This is a genomic window from Streptosporangium sp. NPDC048886 (assembly GCF_055586905.1).
The window spans coordinates 96,835-110,687 of sequence record NZ_JBVJHH010000016.1 but is presented as its reverse complement, the minus strand read 5'-3'; the positions used below and the strand labels follow the sequence as shown (position 1 = coordinate 110,687).

The following is a 13,853-nucleotide window of genomic DNA, read 5'->3' as shown; positions in this document are numbered from 1 at the left end:
GGAGTCTCGGCCGTGACGGCGCCCGCCGGGAACCACCGTGGCGAGAACCCCCGCCATGGCGGCGCCCGCTCCGTCAGCGCCCGCGGGGCACCACCCCGGTGACGGTGGTCCCGCCGCCCTCGACGCCGTTGACGGTGAGCGTGCCGCCGAGACCGGCGAACTCGGCCCGCATGACCGCGATCCCCCGGCCGGCGGCGGGGCCGGAGAAGCCGACGCCGTCGTCGCTCACGGTCATGCGCAGGCCGCCGCGGCCCAGGGTCACGGCGACGGAGACCGCACCGGCCCGGCTGTGCCGCTCGACGTTGGACAGCGCCTCGCCCAGCGTGGCCATGACGGCCCGGGCGGTCCGGGGGTCGACGTCGTCACCGGGCAGCGCCCAGATCTCGGCGACGGTCCCGGTGCGCTCGGCCCACTCGGCGAGATGCTCCTCAAGAGCCTGCGCCAGGCTCCGGTCCCCACGCATGCGCACTTCCTCGGACACTGCTCGACCTTCCTGATGCGCAGCCACCGGTCTCACGCCGAGCGTGCGGCCGATAGGTGTCACTGGGCGTGGCGCGCGGCCACCAGACGCCGCACCCACTGCGTGCTCCCCGGACCCCGATCGCCTACAAGGCTACCGGAGGCACCCGAAACGGTGGCGACGGATAGGCAGCAGTAGCCGGCCGGTCACTCGGCGCGCTCCCTCTTGTTGAGCTCGGCCAGGTAGTCGTTGTAGGCGTCGAGCTGCGCGTCGCCGCTCCCGCCGGTGCGGGCCGCGGCGGCGTCGGCCCGGCGGTCGGCGCGGCGGGCCTTGCGGTCGTCGTCCTGCCACCACTGGAAGGCCAGCGCGAGCAGCACGATCAGCGTCGGGATCTCACCGAAGCCCCAGGCGATGGCGCCGCCGGTCTGCTGGTCGGCGATCGCGGAGGCGCCCCAGGTGCGGCCGAGCTGGTCGTACCACTCGGCGGCGAGGACGGTGCCCATGCTCATCAGCGCGATGCCGAAGAACGCGTGGAAGGGCATCGTGACGAACAGCAGCATCAGCCTGGCGTAGTGGGGCAGCTTGTGGGGCGCCGGGTCCACACCGATGATCACCCAGAAGAACAGGGAGCCGCTGAGCAGGAAGTGCACCGTCATGGCGATGTGGCCCAGGTGCTCCTCCATCGCGGCGGCGAACAGCGGGGTGAAGTACAGCGCGTAGGTGGAGACGACGAAGATCGCGGTGGCGATCGCCGGGTGGGCGACGAAGCTCACGAACCTGCTGTGCAGGATGGTGGTCAGCCACTCGCGCGGGCCCCGGTCGCCCCGCCGGGCGGCGGGTTTGAGCGCGCGCAGCGCCAGCGTGACGGGGGCGCCGAGCACCAGGAAGATCGGCACCAGCATGGACAGCGTCATGTGCTCGGCCATGTGGACGCTGAACAGCACCTTGGCGTAGCGGGCCACGCCGCTCTGGGTGGCGATGACCAGGATCAGCAGGCCGGTGAACCACGCGGCGGTGCGGCCCATGGACCAGGAGTCGCCGCGCCGGGCCAGCCGTATGATCCCGGCGAGATAGAGCCCGCCGAGCAGGGCGATCAGGGTGCCGGAGAACAGGTCGAGCCACCACAGCGAGGCCAGGCCGGCCAGTGAGATCTCCGGCGGCATGGGATAGCCGAGCAGTTCGAAGGCCCGGTCGGCCGGCAGGAGCGCCGGGGGCGGGGCGGTGCGGGAGAGCGCGACGGCCAGTCCGACGGTCGCGGCCATGATGAGGACCTCGCAGGAGGCGAAGCGGACGAAGACTCCCGGTCCGCCGGCGGCCAGCTCGGGCAGGGTCCGCTTGCGGTGCCACCAGCCGATGGCGCCGAGCGCCGCGAACGCGACGGTCTTGGCCAGCAGCAACAGGCCGTAGGCGGAGGTGAACAGCTCCGAGAGCGAGGTGAGCCGGGCCAGCACGCTGAACAGGCCCGACAGTCCCACGGCGATGAAGCACCACATCGCCATCGAGGAGAACCGGGCGGCGGCGACCTCCAGGTGCGGCTGACGCCGCAGCGCGTGGGCGCAGAGCACGGCCAGGCCGCCCACCCAGAGCGCGAGGGCCATCAGGTGCACCGCGACGCCGGTGGTCGCCAGGTCGTGGTTGGGCGAGGAGGAGGAGTGGCCGGTCAGCGCCGGAGGCAGGAGGGTGGCCAGGGCGAGCACGAGCAGGCCGCCGGCCGCGCCGACGGTGATCGCCCCACGGGCGAACAGCGCGATCGCCACCCCGAACAGCACCACCAGGGTGAGCGCGATGCCCTGGGAGACCTGGCTGGCGTAGCTGGTCAGCTCGTTGCCGCCGAGCACGTCGGCGACGGGCAGGCCGAGCGCGTCGGACAGGCTGAACACCATCGTCGCGGCCGCCGCGCCCGCCCAGACGAGCGCCAGCCACGAGGCGGCCTTGGCGTAGACGAGGGCGGGCCTGCCGAGCATCCCCTTGTCGCTGGGGAGGAAGACCGCCGCGGCCAGCAGCACGCCCACGGTGAGCACGCCCGCCGCGTCCATCGTCAGCTTGGCCAGGGGCAGCCCCCAGCGGGTGAGCGCGCCCTGGTCGGGCAGTCCGGGGATGATGCGCGGGGTCGCGGCGCCTCCGGCGATCATGGCGACCACCAGCCCGACCACGGCCGCGGCCACGCCCGCCAGGGCGAGCCTCGCCGTCCGGCCGGTCCCCGCCCCCTCGGCCTGGGCGGTCCGCTCCTGCCTGCTCACGGCTGCTTCTTGTTGCGCATGCTGAAGAACAGACCGATGCCGACGCCGGTCACGCCGCCCACGACGAGCCACATCCAGCCGGGCACGCCGCCGGAGTCCTCGGGCGCGTCCTGCGCCTGGGCCGCGGGGGCCGGGCTGAGCGCGGCGGTGGCCGGCCCGGCCGTGGCCCCGGTCGCGGCGGGCGCCGGGGTCGCGCTCTCAGCCGGCGCCGCGGTCGCGCTCTCGGCCGGCGCCGGGGACTCGGAGACCGTCTCGGACGGGGTCGCCGACGGGGAACCGACGAGGGTGAAGGGGATCTCCCCCTCGATCGGGTGACCGTCGGAGGAGACCACCCGGTAGGCGATGACGTATTTGCCGGGCGGCAGGTCCTCCTTGAGCGCCTGGGTCACCACCGCGCCGTCGACGACGGGCTTGCCGTCCTGATGGGCGACGTTGTCGGCGGTGTGCACGACGACGTTCGGGAAGCGCACCGAGGCGCTGAACGTCAGCTTCACCTGCTTGAGGCTCTCGACCTTGGCGCCCTTGGCAGGGTCACTGCTCTTGAGCGTGTCGTGGGCGAGGGCGGGCGAGGCGAAGGCCGTGCCGAGGACGAGGACGGCGAGAAGCGCGAGAACGACCGCGACAGGGGAAGTCTTCATGGCAGTCTCAAGGCTACCGACGCCACCACGCGGTCCTGACCTCCCCGTCCCGATCTAGAGGCCCACGCAGGCCAGCGCCCGCTGGTAGGCGTCGACGCTCCGGGCCGGCTCGTCGACGCGCTCCAGGACCCGCGCGACGGTCAGCCACGCGTGGGCCGTGTAGCGGGTGGTCGGCGACTGGTCCAGGCACTCCGCCCCGGCCAGCAGCTCCTGCACGGCCATCTCCTGCCGGCCCAGCTCGGCGAGGGTCTCGCCGTGCAGCAGGCGGGCCTCGGCCTGCAGCACCTGCGGCATGCCGTCAAGCAGGTCGCAGACGGCGCGCATGTGCTCGCCCGCGCGCTCGGGCCGGGAGAGCAGCAGCTCCACCCGGGCGAGGTTCATCGCGCAGCGCATCTTGTCCATCGGGCTGGCGGAGGACTCGATCAGCTCGCTCTCCACCTTGAGCAGCACCTCACGCCAGGCCTGCGCCTCCATGGGCCGCACGGTCAGCAGCACCTGGGCGTAGTCACCGCGCAGGCGGGCCAGCCGGCGGGGGTCGCCGTATTCGGACTGGATGGCGATGGCCCGCTCGACGTGGGTGACGGCCTCGTCGGCGTGGCCGGTCTCCACGGCGACGATCGCGGCGCCCCAGTGCGCCAGGGTGAGCGACTGCGGCGAGCCGAGGAGGTCGGCGGCGGCGAGCACCTCCGCCGAGAACTGGCGGGCCCGCAGCAGGTCGCCGCGCTCGACGTAGGCCGCGAGGAGCTGGGCGCCCAGCCTCATCAGGTCGTCGGTCCAGGCGGGCCGGACCGCTCCGCCGAGGATCTGCTCGGGGATGTGCACCGCCTGGGCCAGGTCGCCCTGCTCGCGGTAGCACCGCGAGAGCGCGACGGCGACCGCGACGTGACGCTCGGGGGCCATCGCCGTGGCGTCGTTGCGGCGCAACCTGTTGAGCAGGACGATCGCCTCCTCCAGGTCGCCGCAGGCCTCGGTCGCCAGCGCCAGGCCGTATTCGGCGTCCTGCCTGAGCTGGGGCAGGCCCGCCAGGCCGTTGTCGGCGAGGATCTCGGTGTAGCGGGCGCGCGCCTCGACGACCTCGCCGTTGTCCATGGCCAGCTGCGCGTAGCTCAGCGCGAGCTCGATCTCCTGCATCTGCTCGGCCGTCACACCGTTGATCAGATACGTGAGGGAGCAGTCGAGCTTTTCGGCCAGGAGCTCCAGCACCGCGAGGGTGGGAGTGCGCTTGCCGCTCTCGATGAGAGACACATAGCTGTCCGACAGTTCTGGATGAGCCAGCTGCGCCTGGGAAAGGCCCCGTTGCCGGCGGACGGTCTTGATGCGCTGCCCGACCAAGTCTTGACCAGTCACGTTACCCCTTGAAAGATGTCATTCGAGCAGCAGAACCTACGACAGGAGTCTCCCCGTGCGCCGACGTCTCGCCTTGTCCGCCCTCGCCATGCTATTTACGGCCGCCTTTGCCGTCACCGGCAATGTTACGACCGCAAGCGCTGATTCGTCTGCCCCCTCAGGGTCCGCCTCTGAGTATTCTTCCGAGTTGAACATCCTGCAGGGCCTGGGCTGGAACCACCCGGACTGACCCGAGGGTCAGCTCGCCCCCAGGGCGACGGGCAGGTCCGCCCGGTCGGCCGTCGCGGACGGATCCCGGCTGGTGAGCTTCTCCATCCGGCGTGCGCGGTAGCGGACCGTGTTGACACGGACGTGTGGGCGTTCTGGAAACCCACGCGGTCGAAGAACGCCTCAAGCGTCCGCACCGGCTCGGAACGGTGCGGCGGTCATCGTCGGGCAACGACCCCAGCTTCCTCGCCGCGGACGACCGCCGCACGTCGCCGGGGACGGTGGCCGGCAACAGCGCGTGCGTGTAGACCTCGTCGCCGGTCACCGCTCCCCGGCGCGGGCGCCGACGGGCTGATTCGACCGCACAAGAAGGACTTTTCTGCATTTTTCCCTTCTTCCTGCGGTCGGGAAACGGGCCGGTGCCTCCCTGGCGGGCGTCCCCGGCCAGGTCAGGGCGCGACTCGACTCTCACGGCGCATCGGCCGGCCGCCCCAACATCGACATAGCGTGAGAAAACTACATTCCGGGGCCGAGCACAAGAGCAGGATAGTGCTCGGACGGCGCGCCTACCAGATGGTTGAATTCACCGGCGATCAGGGGCTCCGCCCGACTCTGCCGCCCGCCTCACCGCACCCGCTCCGCCCGCCTCACCGCACCCGCTCCGCCCGGCGCGAGCGCCCGGCCCGGCCCGGCCCCAGGAATCCGGATCGGCCGGTCATCCCCCGGATATCCGGCCCGCCCGGCGGCCCGATCGCCTAATTGAGCGGTCTCGGACCCAAGAACATCCGGTGCGCTATTAACACATTACAAATGCCGTTATGTTTACGATGAGCGACTTGCCCTATTGGCGTATGCCGTCCGCCCGGTAAAGCTTATTCGTCAGCGCTCAGGAGGGGCCGGGTCCGCCCCGATGGGATCACGACGCCCCGAGGCCGGGAAACGGGATCACGACGCCCTGAGGGCCAGGAACAGGTCCACCCGGTCGGCCATCGTGGACAGGTCCCGGCCGGTGAGCTCCTCTATCCGGCGGACGCGGTAGCGGACCGTGTTGACGTGGACGTGCAGGCGCTCGGCGCAGACGTTCCAGGAGCCCACGCAGTCGAGGAACGCCTCAAGCGTCCGCACCAGCTCGGAGTGGTGCCGGCGGTCGTAGTCGAGCAACGGGTCGAGCGTCCGGTCCGCGAACGACCGCCGCACGTCGCCGGGGACGGTGGCCAGCAGCAGCGCGTGCGTGTAGATCTCGTCGCTGGTCGCGACCCCTCCGCCGCGCGCCTCGGCCAGCCGCCGCGCGTGCCCCGCCTCCTCCGCGCCGCCCCGGACCGCCGACGGACCGGTCAGCGCGGCGCTCACCCCGATCGACACCCGGACCCCGCTCAGCCCGGCCATCAGGGCCCGCGCGCCCGCCCGCAGCGTCTGCGCCAGCTCGCCCGCCGTACCGGCCAGCGGCACCAACGCCACCGCGCCGTCCGCCACCGCCGCGGCCACCGCCCGGGGGCGCAGCAGCTCCTCCAGGACCCGGCCGCCGAGCCCGGGCAGGTCCGGTCCCCGGGCCGTCCCGGCCCACGTGACGGTCGCGTTCACCACCGAGTACGGCTCGGCCGGGCCGATGCCGCAGGTCCGCAGCCCGGCGTTGAGCTCGGCCGGATCGCTCCCCGCGGCGGCGGCCAGCGAGATCAGCTGCTCGGCGAGACGGCGCTCGACCCGCCGGCCCTCCTCCATCCTGGTCCGCTCCAGGGCGACACAGGCCGCCAGCTCGAAGCCGAGGTCCGCCTCGCCGAGCAGGTCGCCGCCGCAGACCAGGGCCCAGCCCGCGGCACGGTGCTCGCGGCCCACGCCGAAGATGGTGAAGACCCCCGAAGGGGTGCGGACGGCGGACGGCAGCCGGGGCGCCGTCAGGTATTCGTGCGCCAGCCGTACGGCGTCCGCCGGGTCCAGGGCGCCGGCGATGACCGAGCCGGTGGCGGAGACGACCGCGCCGGTCATCGCCGGCTCCCCGTCCATCAGCGCGAACAGTTCCGGCAGGCCGGCGCCCTCGGCGACCGCCGCGACGATCCTGCGGTGGCGGCCGAGGGCGGCGCGCAGCTCCCCGTGCCGGGGGGCGACCGTCTCGGCGACCGTCCGGAAGGAGATCTCGACCGGCACCTCCAGCAGCGGCAGGTCATGCGCCCGGCACGCCTGGACGAGGTCGTCGGGGACCGCGCCGAACCAGGCGCTGCCGGCGCCGAGCGCGGCCACCCCGGCCTCGGCCAGGCGGCCCACGAACCGTTCGGAGTCTCCGGGCCCGTTGCGCCACATGAGCCCGGACAGCACCAGCTCCCCGCCGGACAGGTAACGCCCGGGGTCGGGCAGATCGGTGATCTGCACGCCGGTGAAGCCGCGGTCCAGATGCTCCTCGCCCACCAGCAGGGTGAGCCCGAGCTCCGCCATCCCGACCAGGTCACGTATCCGCATAGTTGGATAAAACTACAAGAGCCGTCCGCGGCCCCGTCCCGCGTTTCGTCGTGTCCCCCATGTTCACCTCTGACCTGGGCTGATGTACTGCTGTGGTGAGCGGCATCGAGACTCGGCAGAGCCAGGCCCGGGGCCGGGGCGTCGGCGAGAGCGCGCCGCGCCCCGACGGGACGCTGAAGGTGACGGGCGAGTTCGCCTACTCCTCCGACCTGTACCTCGCGGACATGGTCTGGGGGGTCACCCTGCGCAGCCCGCACCCGTCCGCCTGGATCCGCTCCGTCGACATCGGCCCCGCCCTGGCCATGCCGGGCGTGCTGGCGGTGCTCACCCACGAGGACGTGCCGGGCGAGAAGTTCCACGGCCTGGAGCACAGGGACCAGCCGGTGCTGGCCGTCGACCAGGTCCGCTACCAGGGGGAGCCGGTCGCGCTGGTGGCCGCCGACCATCCCGAGCGGGCCAGGCGGGCGGCCGAGGCGATCGTCGTGGAGTACGAGGTCCGCGAGGCGGTCACCGACCCACGCCGGGCCGCCTTCGACCCCTCCTGCCCAACGGTCCACGACCACGGCAACGTGCTGCGCCACCAGCCGGTCCGGGTCGGCTCCGACTTCGAGGCCCCCGTGGTGGTCACCGGGGAGTACGAGGTGGGCATGCAGGACCAGGCCTTCCTCGGCCCGGAGTCCGGGCTGGCCGTACCCGCCGAGGACGGCGGGGTGGACCTGTACGTCGCCACCCAGTGGCTGCACGTGGACCGCGACCAGATCGCGCCGTGCCTGGGGCTCCCCCCCGAGCGGGTACGGCTGTCGCTGGCCGGGGTGGGCGGCGCGTTCGGCGCCCGCGAGGACCTGTCCATGCAGGTCCACGCGTGCATGCTGGCGCTGCGCACGGGCCGCCCCGTGAAGATCGTCTACAACCGCGAGGAGTCGTTCTTCGGCCACGTGCACCGGCATCCGGCCCGGATGCGCTACGAGCACGGCGCGACCCCCGACGGCAGGCTGCTCTACGTCAAGGCGGAGATCCTGCTCGACGGCGGCGCCTACTGCTCCTCCTCCCCCGCCGTGGTCGGCAACGCCGCCTCGCTCGGGGTGGGCCCGTACGAGGTGGACAACGTCCGGATCGACGCCTACGGCGTCTACACCAACAACCCGCCCTGCGGGGCCATGCGCGGCTTCGGGGCGGTGCAGGCCTGCTACGCCTACGAGTCGCAGATGGACAGGCTGGCCGAGGCGTGCGGCATCTCCCCGGTCGAGGTCCGCCTCCGCAACGCGGTCTCCCAGGGCTCCACCCTGGCCACCGGGCAGGTGATCGACAGCCCCGCGCCGCTGGCCGACATGCTCCGCGAGCTGGCGTCCATGCCGCTGCCCGAGGCCGCCGGCGCGGACCCGCTGGAGATGCCCGGCGGCGTGTCGCAGACCACCCGCGGCGAGGGGGTGCGGCGGGGCGTCGGGTACGGCGTGGGCATCAAGAACATCTGCTTCTCCGAGGGCTTCGACGACTACTCCACCGCCCGGGTCAGGGTCGAGCTGCTCGGCGGCGAGCCGCACGTCCTGGTGCACACCGCCGCGGCGGAGGTCGGCCAGGGCCTGGTGACGATCCAGGAGCAGATCGCCCGCACCGAGCTGGGCGTCGACAGGGTGACGGTGGCCCAGGCCGACACCTCGGTGGGCTCGGCCGGCTCCTCGTCGGCCTCCCGCCAGTCGTACGTCACCGGCGGCGCGGTCAAGACCGCCTGCGAGGCCGTGCGGGAGCGGCTGGACAAACTCCGGGCCGACGGGTCGACGCTGGTGGAGGCGCTGGAGCGGGTCGGAGCGGTCGAGGAGACCCGGGAGTACCGGCACCGGCCGACCTTCCCGATGGACCCGGTCACCGGGCAGGGCGACTCCCACACCCAGCTCGCGCTGTGCGTGCACCGCGCCGTGGTCGACGTGGACGTGGAGCTCGGCCTGATCAAGGTCGTGGAGCTGGCGGCCGTACAGGACGTGGGGAAGATCATGAACCTGACGGCGCTGGAGGGCCAGATCCACGGCGGGTCGGCGCAGGGACTGGGGCTGGCGCTGATGGAGGAGATCCAGGTCACGGACGGGCGGGTGCTCAACCCCTCCTTCACCGACTACCTGATCCCCACCATCCTGGACATGCCGCCCATGAGAGTGTCGATCCTGGAGAACCCCGACCCGCACGCCCCCTACGGCCTGCGCGGCGCGGGCGAGCCTCCCACGCTGTCGTCCACCCCCGCCGTGGCCGCCGCCGTACGGGCCGCCACCGGCCTGCCCCTGTCCCGGGTGCCCATCCGTCCCCATGACATCGCGCTGAACGGGTAGAAGACGGTCATCCCCCTGTTCGAGGGGGGAGTCATGGATCGGTTCTTCGAGCTGACCGCGCGCGAGACGACCATCGGCAGGGAGGTCAGGGGCGGCCTCACCACGTTCATGGCCATGGCCTACATCATCCTGCTCAATCCGATCATCCTGGGCGGGGCCGTCGACGTCACCGGGGTGAAACTGTCGATCTCGCAGCTCACCGCCTCGACCATCATCGCGGCGGCGGTGAGCACGGTCCTGATAGGGCTGGTGGGCAACGCGCCGTTCGGCGTCGCGGCTGGGCTGGGGCTGAACGCGGTGGTCGCCTACCAGGCCGCGCCGTACATGACCTGGGCGCAGGCGATGGGGCTGGTCGTGCTGGAGGGCCTGGTGATCGTGGTGCTGGCGGTCTCCGGGCTGCGCCGGCTCATCATGAACTCCATCCCGCTGGCCCTCAAGCACGCGATCAGCGTGGGGATCGGGATGTTCATCACGCTGATCGGGCTGGTGGACGCCGGGTTCGTCGCGAAGGGCACGGGCACTCCGGTGCAGCTCGGCTCCACCGGGCACCTGACGGGCTGGCCGGTGGCGGTGTTCTGCCTCGGCCTGCTGCTGGTGATCGTGCTGTTCGTGCGCAAGGTCCCGGGGGCCATCCTGATCGGCATCGTGGTCACCGCCGCGCTGGCGATCACGGTCAACTCGGTCGTGAAGATCGACCCGGCGAGCTGGGGCGTCGTGGTGCCCCGGCTGCCGGAGGCGGTGGTCGCGGTGCCCGACACCGGGCTGATCGGCCAGGTGGACCTGTTCGGCGGGTTCGCCCGCGCCGGGGTGCTGACCGCGCTGATCGTGCTGTTCACGCTGGTGCTGTCCGGGTTCTTCGACGCGATGGGCACGATCATCGGGGTGAGCGACGAGGCGGGCCTGGTGGACTCCGAGGGCCGGGTGCCCCGGCTGGGGCCCATCCTGACCGTCGACGGCGTGGCCGGGGCGATCGGCGGATACTGCAGCGCCTCGGCCAACACGGTCTTCGTGGAGTCGGCGGCCGGCGTCGGCGAGGGGGCCAGGACCGGCCTGGCCGCCCTGGTCACCGGCGGCATGTTCGTGCTGACCCTGTTCGTCACCCCGCTGGCGACGGTCGTCCCGGCCGCCGCGGCGGCCCCGGCGCTGGTGCTGGTGGGCGCGCTGATGATGACCCAGGCCAGGAACGTGCCCTGGGAGGACCTCACCCTCGCCATCCCGGCCTTCCTGACGATCGCCCTGATGCCGTTCACCTACAGCATCACCAACGGCGTCGGCGCGGGCGTGGTCACCTACACGGTCATCCAGGCGGCGACCGGCCGGGCCCGGCGGATCCCGTGGCTGCTGTGGGCCGTCACGCTGGTCTTCGCGGCCTACTTCGCCATCGAGGGCATCCAGGGGCTGTTCGTCTAGGCCATGTCGTCGAGGTCACAGGCGACGCCGTCCCCGTCCTTGTCGACGTACCACTTGTACTCCTCGCGGCTCTCCCGGTAGTAGGGCCCGTAGCCCTCCTTGTAGGCGGTCTTGCAGTCGGGGTACCTGGGGTCGAGGTCGCCGCGCCCGGCCGCCGGAGCGGCGCTCCTGCTCCCCGCCGGGCCTCTGCTGCGGCTCCCCGTGGGAACGGTGGTCGCGTCCGCGGCCGGAGCGGTGGCCGTGGGGGCCGTCGTGGCGCGGCCGGCCCCCGGCGGAGCCGTCCCCGTCTGGGCGGTGCCTGTCGGAGCCGTCCCCGTCGGGGCGGTGCCGGTGGGAGCCGTGCCGGTGGGAGCCGTCCCCGTCGGGGCGGTGCCGGTGGGAGCCGTGCCGGTGGGAGCCGTCCCCGTCGGGGCGGCCGGCGACTGCGGGGTCACGGGCTGGTCGGAGGACGGCTGGGGCTGCCCCGAGGACGGCGCCGTGCCGGCCGCCGCGCCGCGCAGCCGGGCGACCATGGCGTCCGCCTGCTCCTTGGTGAAGGAGCCCGCGATGCTGAGGCTGTCCTCGGTGATCACCTGGGCGACGCGGGGGGCGGCCACCACCTTCTCCGCCACGACGATCGCGATCTGCTGCTTGACCGCCTCCTGGGTCAGGTCGTTGATCTGGTCGCGGAACGCGGGCGCGAACGCGATCCTGACCGAGTAGGCGCCGCTCTTCTCCTGGACCGTCTCGATCTTGTGCACGGCGGTCACGCTGACCCCCCCGGCGAGCGTGTAGCAGGTCTGCCCGGCGTCGTCGGGCATGCCGTCGGGGCTGGTGCAGGCGCCGGGCTGCGAGCCGGTCACCGGCGCGAAGTGGATGGGGACCGGCAGTCGCTCGGGAGGCGCCGCGCCGAGCGGCACGTCGGGATTCCTGGTCATGAGCACCGCGAGGGTGCCGAGCACGCCGGTGATCATCACGACGACGACCAGTGCGACGATCAGGACGACGGTGGTGACCCGGCTCGCCCTGGGGTCACCCGGCGTGCCGCCGTCCGGTCCGGCCCCCGGCCCCCGTGGGCCCCTCGGGCCCGCGGGCGCACCGGGCCGCGCGGGACCGGGCGGACCGGGCGGCCGGTGAGAGGCGTCCCGGGGCCCGCCCGCGGCTCCGGGCACCCCCTCGGGACCCCGGGGCCCGGCGGGACCGCCCGCCGCCGCGACGCCGTACGGCTCCGCCGGGAGGCCGGGCGCTTCCGGGACGGTGCGCGGCTCCGTCGGGGAGCCGGGCGCCCCGGCGGCGCCGTACGGCTCCGTCAGGGAATCCGGCGTCTCCGTGGCGTGGGCCTCGGCCGGGGATCCGGGCGCTCCCGGAGGACGCGCGTGACGCCCGGCTGGAGGTCCCTGCGGCACGGGTGAGTCGCCCGGCTCCGCGTGCAGCTCCATCGTCACATCCCCGTATTCCTCGCATTTGCTCGCGGTGAGCCTACCGATCAGCGAAAGGAGGAGGTAACCCGACAGTCAAGTCCGCACCGGAAACATGACAGGCACATCGGCCGACAGGCCGTCATCATCGATGGCCGATTCCTTCCATCTTGCACATGGTGGTCCTTTTCCAGGGAACGCAGAGTGAAGAAGACACAGGCGCGAATACTGGAGGAGCCGTGAAGATCGCAGTTCCCCGCGAGGTCAAGAACCACGAATATCGCGTGGCCCTCACTCCCGCTGGAGCCCATGAGTTCGTCCGCCACGGCCATCGGGTCTTCGTCGAACGGGACGCCGGCGCCGGATCCTCGATCCCCGACTCGGACTTCCAGAGTGTGGGCGCGACGATGGTGGACTCCGCGGACGACGTGTGGGCCGAGGGCGACCTGGTCCTGAAGGTGAAGGAACCGGTCGCCGAGGAGTATCACCGGATGCGCAAGGGACAGGTGCTCTTCACCTACCTGCATCTGGCCGCGTCCGAGAGCTGTACCCGGGCCATGCTCGAATCCGGCGTCACCGGCGTCGCCTACGAGACCGTGCAGACCGCCAACGGCGCCCTGCCGCTGCTGGCCCCGATGTCGGAGGTGGCCGGACGGCTCGCCCCGCAGGTCGGGGCCTACCACCTGATGCGGCCGGAAGGCGGCCGCGGCGTGCTCATGGGAGGGGTCTCGGGCGTGCACGCGGCCAACGTGGTCGTGATAGGCGCCGGGGTGTCCGGCATGAACGCCGCGGTCATCGCGCTCGGCATGCAGGCCGAGGTGGTGCTGCTGGACAGGAACATCGACCGGCTCCGCCAGGCGGACATCATCTACCAGGGCCACTGCCAGACGGTCGCCTCCAACAGCTATGAGGTCGAGCGCGCGGTCCTGGCCGCCGACCTGGTCATCGGCGCGGTGCTGGTGCCCGGCGCGAAGGCGCCCAAGCTGGTCAGCAACGAGCTGGTCTCGCGGATGAGGCCGGGCTCGGTCCTGGTCGACATCTCCATCGACCAGGGCGGCTGCTTCGAGGACTCCCGGCCGACCACGCACGCCGAGCCGACCTACCAGGTCCACAACTCGATCTTCTACTGCGTGGCCAACATGCCGGGCGCGGTCCCGCACACCTCGACCTACGCGCTGACCAACGTGACCCTCCCCTACGCCCTGGCGATCGCCGACCTGGGCTGGCGCCAGGCGCTGCGGGAGGACCACGCGCTGGCGCTGGGCCTGAACACGCACGAGGGGCACCTGACCAACCTGCCCGTGGCCGAGGCGCACGGGCTGGAGGCGATGCCCCTGGAGCGGGTGCTGGCCTAGAGCGATCCGGCCGGTACGGCCCACGCCGGG

The 13,853-nt window shown here is 72.5% G+C and carries 11 protein-coding genes; 4 read left to right on the top strand and 7 right to left on the bottom strand.

Features of this window, described 5'->3' with window-relative positions:
* Positions 1-73: 73 nt before the first annotated feature.
* The 5 genes from ACZ6R6_RS21295 to ACZ6R6_RS21275 all read right to left on the bottom strand — a co-directional run bounded on the left by ACZ6R6_RS21295 (position 74) and on the right by ACZ6R6_RS21275 (position 5,000).
* On the bottom strand, positions 74-463 hold the full coding sequence (locus tag ACZ6R6_RS21295; protein ID WP_470095727.1) for a sensor histidine kinase: 390 nt from the start codon (positions 461-463) through the stop codon (positions 74-76).
* A 203-nt stretch (positions 464-666) separates the two neighbouring features.
* Positions 667-2,700, bottom strand: coding sequence for a bifunctional copper resistance protein CopD/cytochrome c oxidase assembly protein (locus tag ACZ6R6_RS21290; protein ID WP_470095725.1), 2,034 nt, complete (start codon positions 2,698-2,700; stop codon positions 667-669).
* Entirely contained in the window at positions 2,697-3,338 is a 642-nt protein-coding gene (locus tag ACZ6R6_RS21285) for a copper resistance CopC family protein (protein WP_470095723.1), read from the bottom strand. Before ACZ6R6_RS21285 ends, ACZ6R6_RS21290 begins: the two co-directional genes overlap by 4 nt.
* 54 nt (positions 3,339-3,392) lie before the next feature.
* Positions 3,393-4,685, bottom strand: a complete 1,293-nt coding sequence (locus ACZ6R6_RS21280; RefSeq protein ID WP_470095721.1) for a helix-turn-helix domain-containing protein — start codon at positions 4,683-4,685, stop codon at positions 3,393-3,395.
* Positions 4,686-4,922: 237 nt separating this feature from the next.
* Complete coding sequence (locus ACZ6R6_RS21275; protein ID WP_470095879.1) at positions 4,923-5,000, bottom strand: hypothetical protein; 78 nt, start codon at positions 4,998-5,000, stop codon at positions 4,923-4,925.
* Between the two features lie 38 nt (positions 5,001-5,038).
* On the opposite strand from ACZ6R6_RS21275, the gene ACZ6R6_RS21270 reads away from it, so the two are divergent.
* Positions 5,039-5,200 (top strand): hypothetical protein, encoded by a 162-nt coding sequence (locus tag ACZ6R6_RS21270; protein WP_470095719.1) that lies wholly within the window; start codon positions 5,039-5,041, stop codon positions 5,198-5,200.
* A 637-nt stretch (positions 5,201-5,837) separates the two neighbouring features.
* Here ACZ6R6_RS21270 and ACZ6R6_RS21265 read toward each other — a convergent pair.
* Positions 5,838-7,343, bottom strand: coding sequence for a PucR family transcriptional regulator (locus ACZ6R6_RS21265; protein ID WP_470095717.1), 1,506 nt, complete (start codon positions 7,341-7,343; stop codon positions 5,838-5,840).
* A gap of 95 nt (positions 7,344-7,438) precedes the next feature.
* Between ACZ6R6_RS21265 and ACZ6R6_RS21260 the strand changes: the two genes are divergently transcribed.
* Both ACZ6R6_RS21260 and ACZ6R6_RS21255 read left to right on the top strand, forming a co-directional pair.
* Positions 7,439-9,661: a xanthine dehydrogenase family protein molybdopterin-binding subunit gene (locus ACZ6R6_RS21260; RefSeq protein WP_470095715.1), complete on the top strand. Its 2,223-nt coding sequence runs from the start codon at positions 7,439-7,441 to the stop codon at positions 9,659-9,661.
* 33 nt (positions 9,662-9,694) lie between these two features.
* Positions 9,695-11,071 (top strand): NCS2 family permease, encoded by a 1,377-nt coding sequence (locus ACZ6R6_RS21255; protein WP_470095713.1) that lies wholly within the window; start codon positions 9,695-9,697, stop codon positions 11,069-11,071.
* Here ACZ6R6_RS21255 and ACZ6R6_RS21250 read toward each other — a convergent pair.
* Positions 11,068-12,489, bottom strand: coding sequence for an excalibur calcium-binding domain-containing protein (locus tag ACZ6R6_RS21250; protein WP_470095711.1), 1,422 nt, complete (start codon positions 12,487-12,489; stop codon positions 11,068-11,070). The two genes, ACZ6R6_RS21255 and ACZ6R6_RS21250, sit on opposite strands and share 4 nt — an antisense overlap.
* Positions 12,490-12,707: 218 nt before the next feature.
* On the opposite strand from ACZ6R6_RS21250, the gene ald reads away from it, so the two are divergent.
* Entirely contained in the window at positions 12,708-13,823 is a 1,116-nt protein-coding gene (ald, locus tag ACZ6R6_RS21245; protein WP_470095709.1) for an alanine dehydrogenase, read from the top strand.
* Positions 13,824-13,853 lie beyond the last annotated feature (30 nt).

Excerpts from the sequence above, each read along its gene's own strand:
- ACZ6R6_RS21295 (WP_470095727.1), bottom strand. The coding sequence starts at position 463 with ATGCGTGGGGACCGGAGCCTGGCGCAGGCTCTTGAGGAGCATCTCGCC.
- ACZ6R6_RS21285 (WP_470095723.1), bottom strand. The coding sequence starts at position 3,338 with ATGAAGACTTCCCCTGTCGCGGTCGTTCTCGCGCTTCTCGCCGTCCTC.
- ACZ6R6_RS21275 (WP_470095879.1), bottom strand. The coding sequence starts at position 5,000 with ATGGAGAAGCTCACCAGCCGGGATCCGTCCGCGACGGCCGACCGGGCG.
- ACZ6R6_RS21265 (WP_470095717.1), bottom strand. The coding sequence starts at position 7,343 with ATGCGGATACGTGACCTGGTCGGGATGGCGGAGCTCGGGCTCACCCTG.
- ACZ6R6_RS21255 (WP_470095713.1), top strand. The coding sequence starts at position 9,695 with ATGGATCGGTTCTTCGAGCTGACCGCGCGCGAGACGACCATCGGCAGG.
- ACZ6R6_RS21250 (WP_470095711.1), bottom strand. The coding sequence starts at position 12,489 with ATGGAGCTGCACGCGGAGCCGGGCGACTCACCCGTGCCGCAGGGACCT.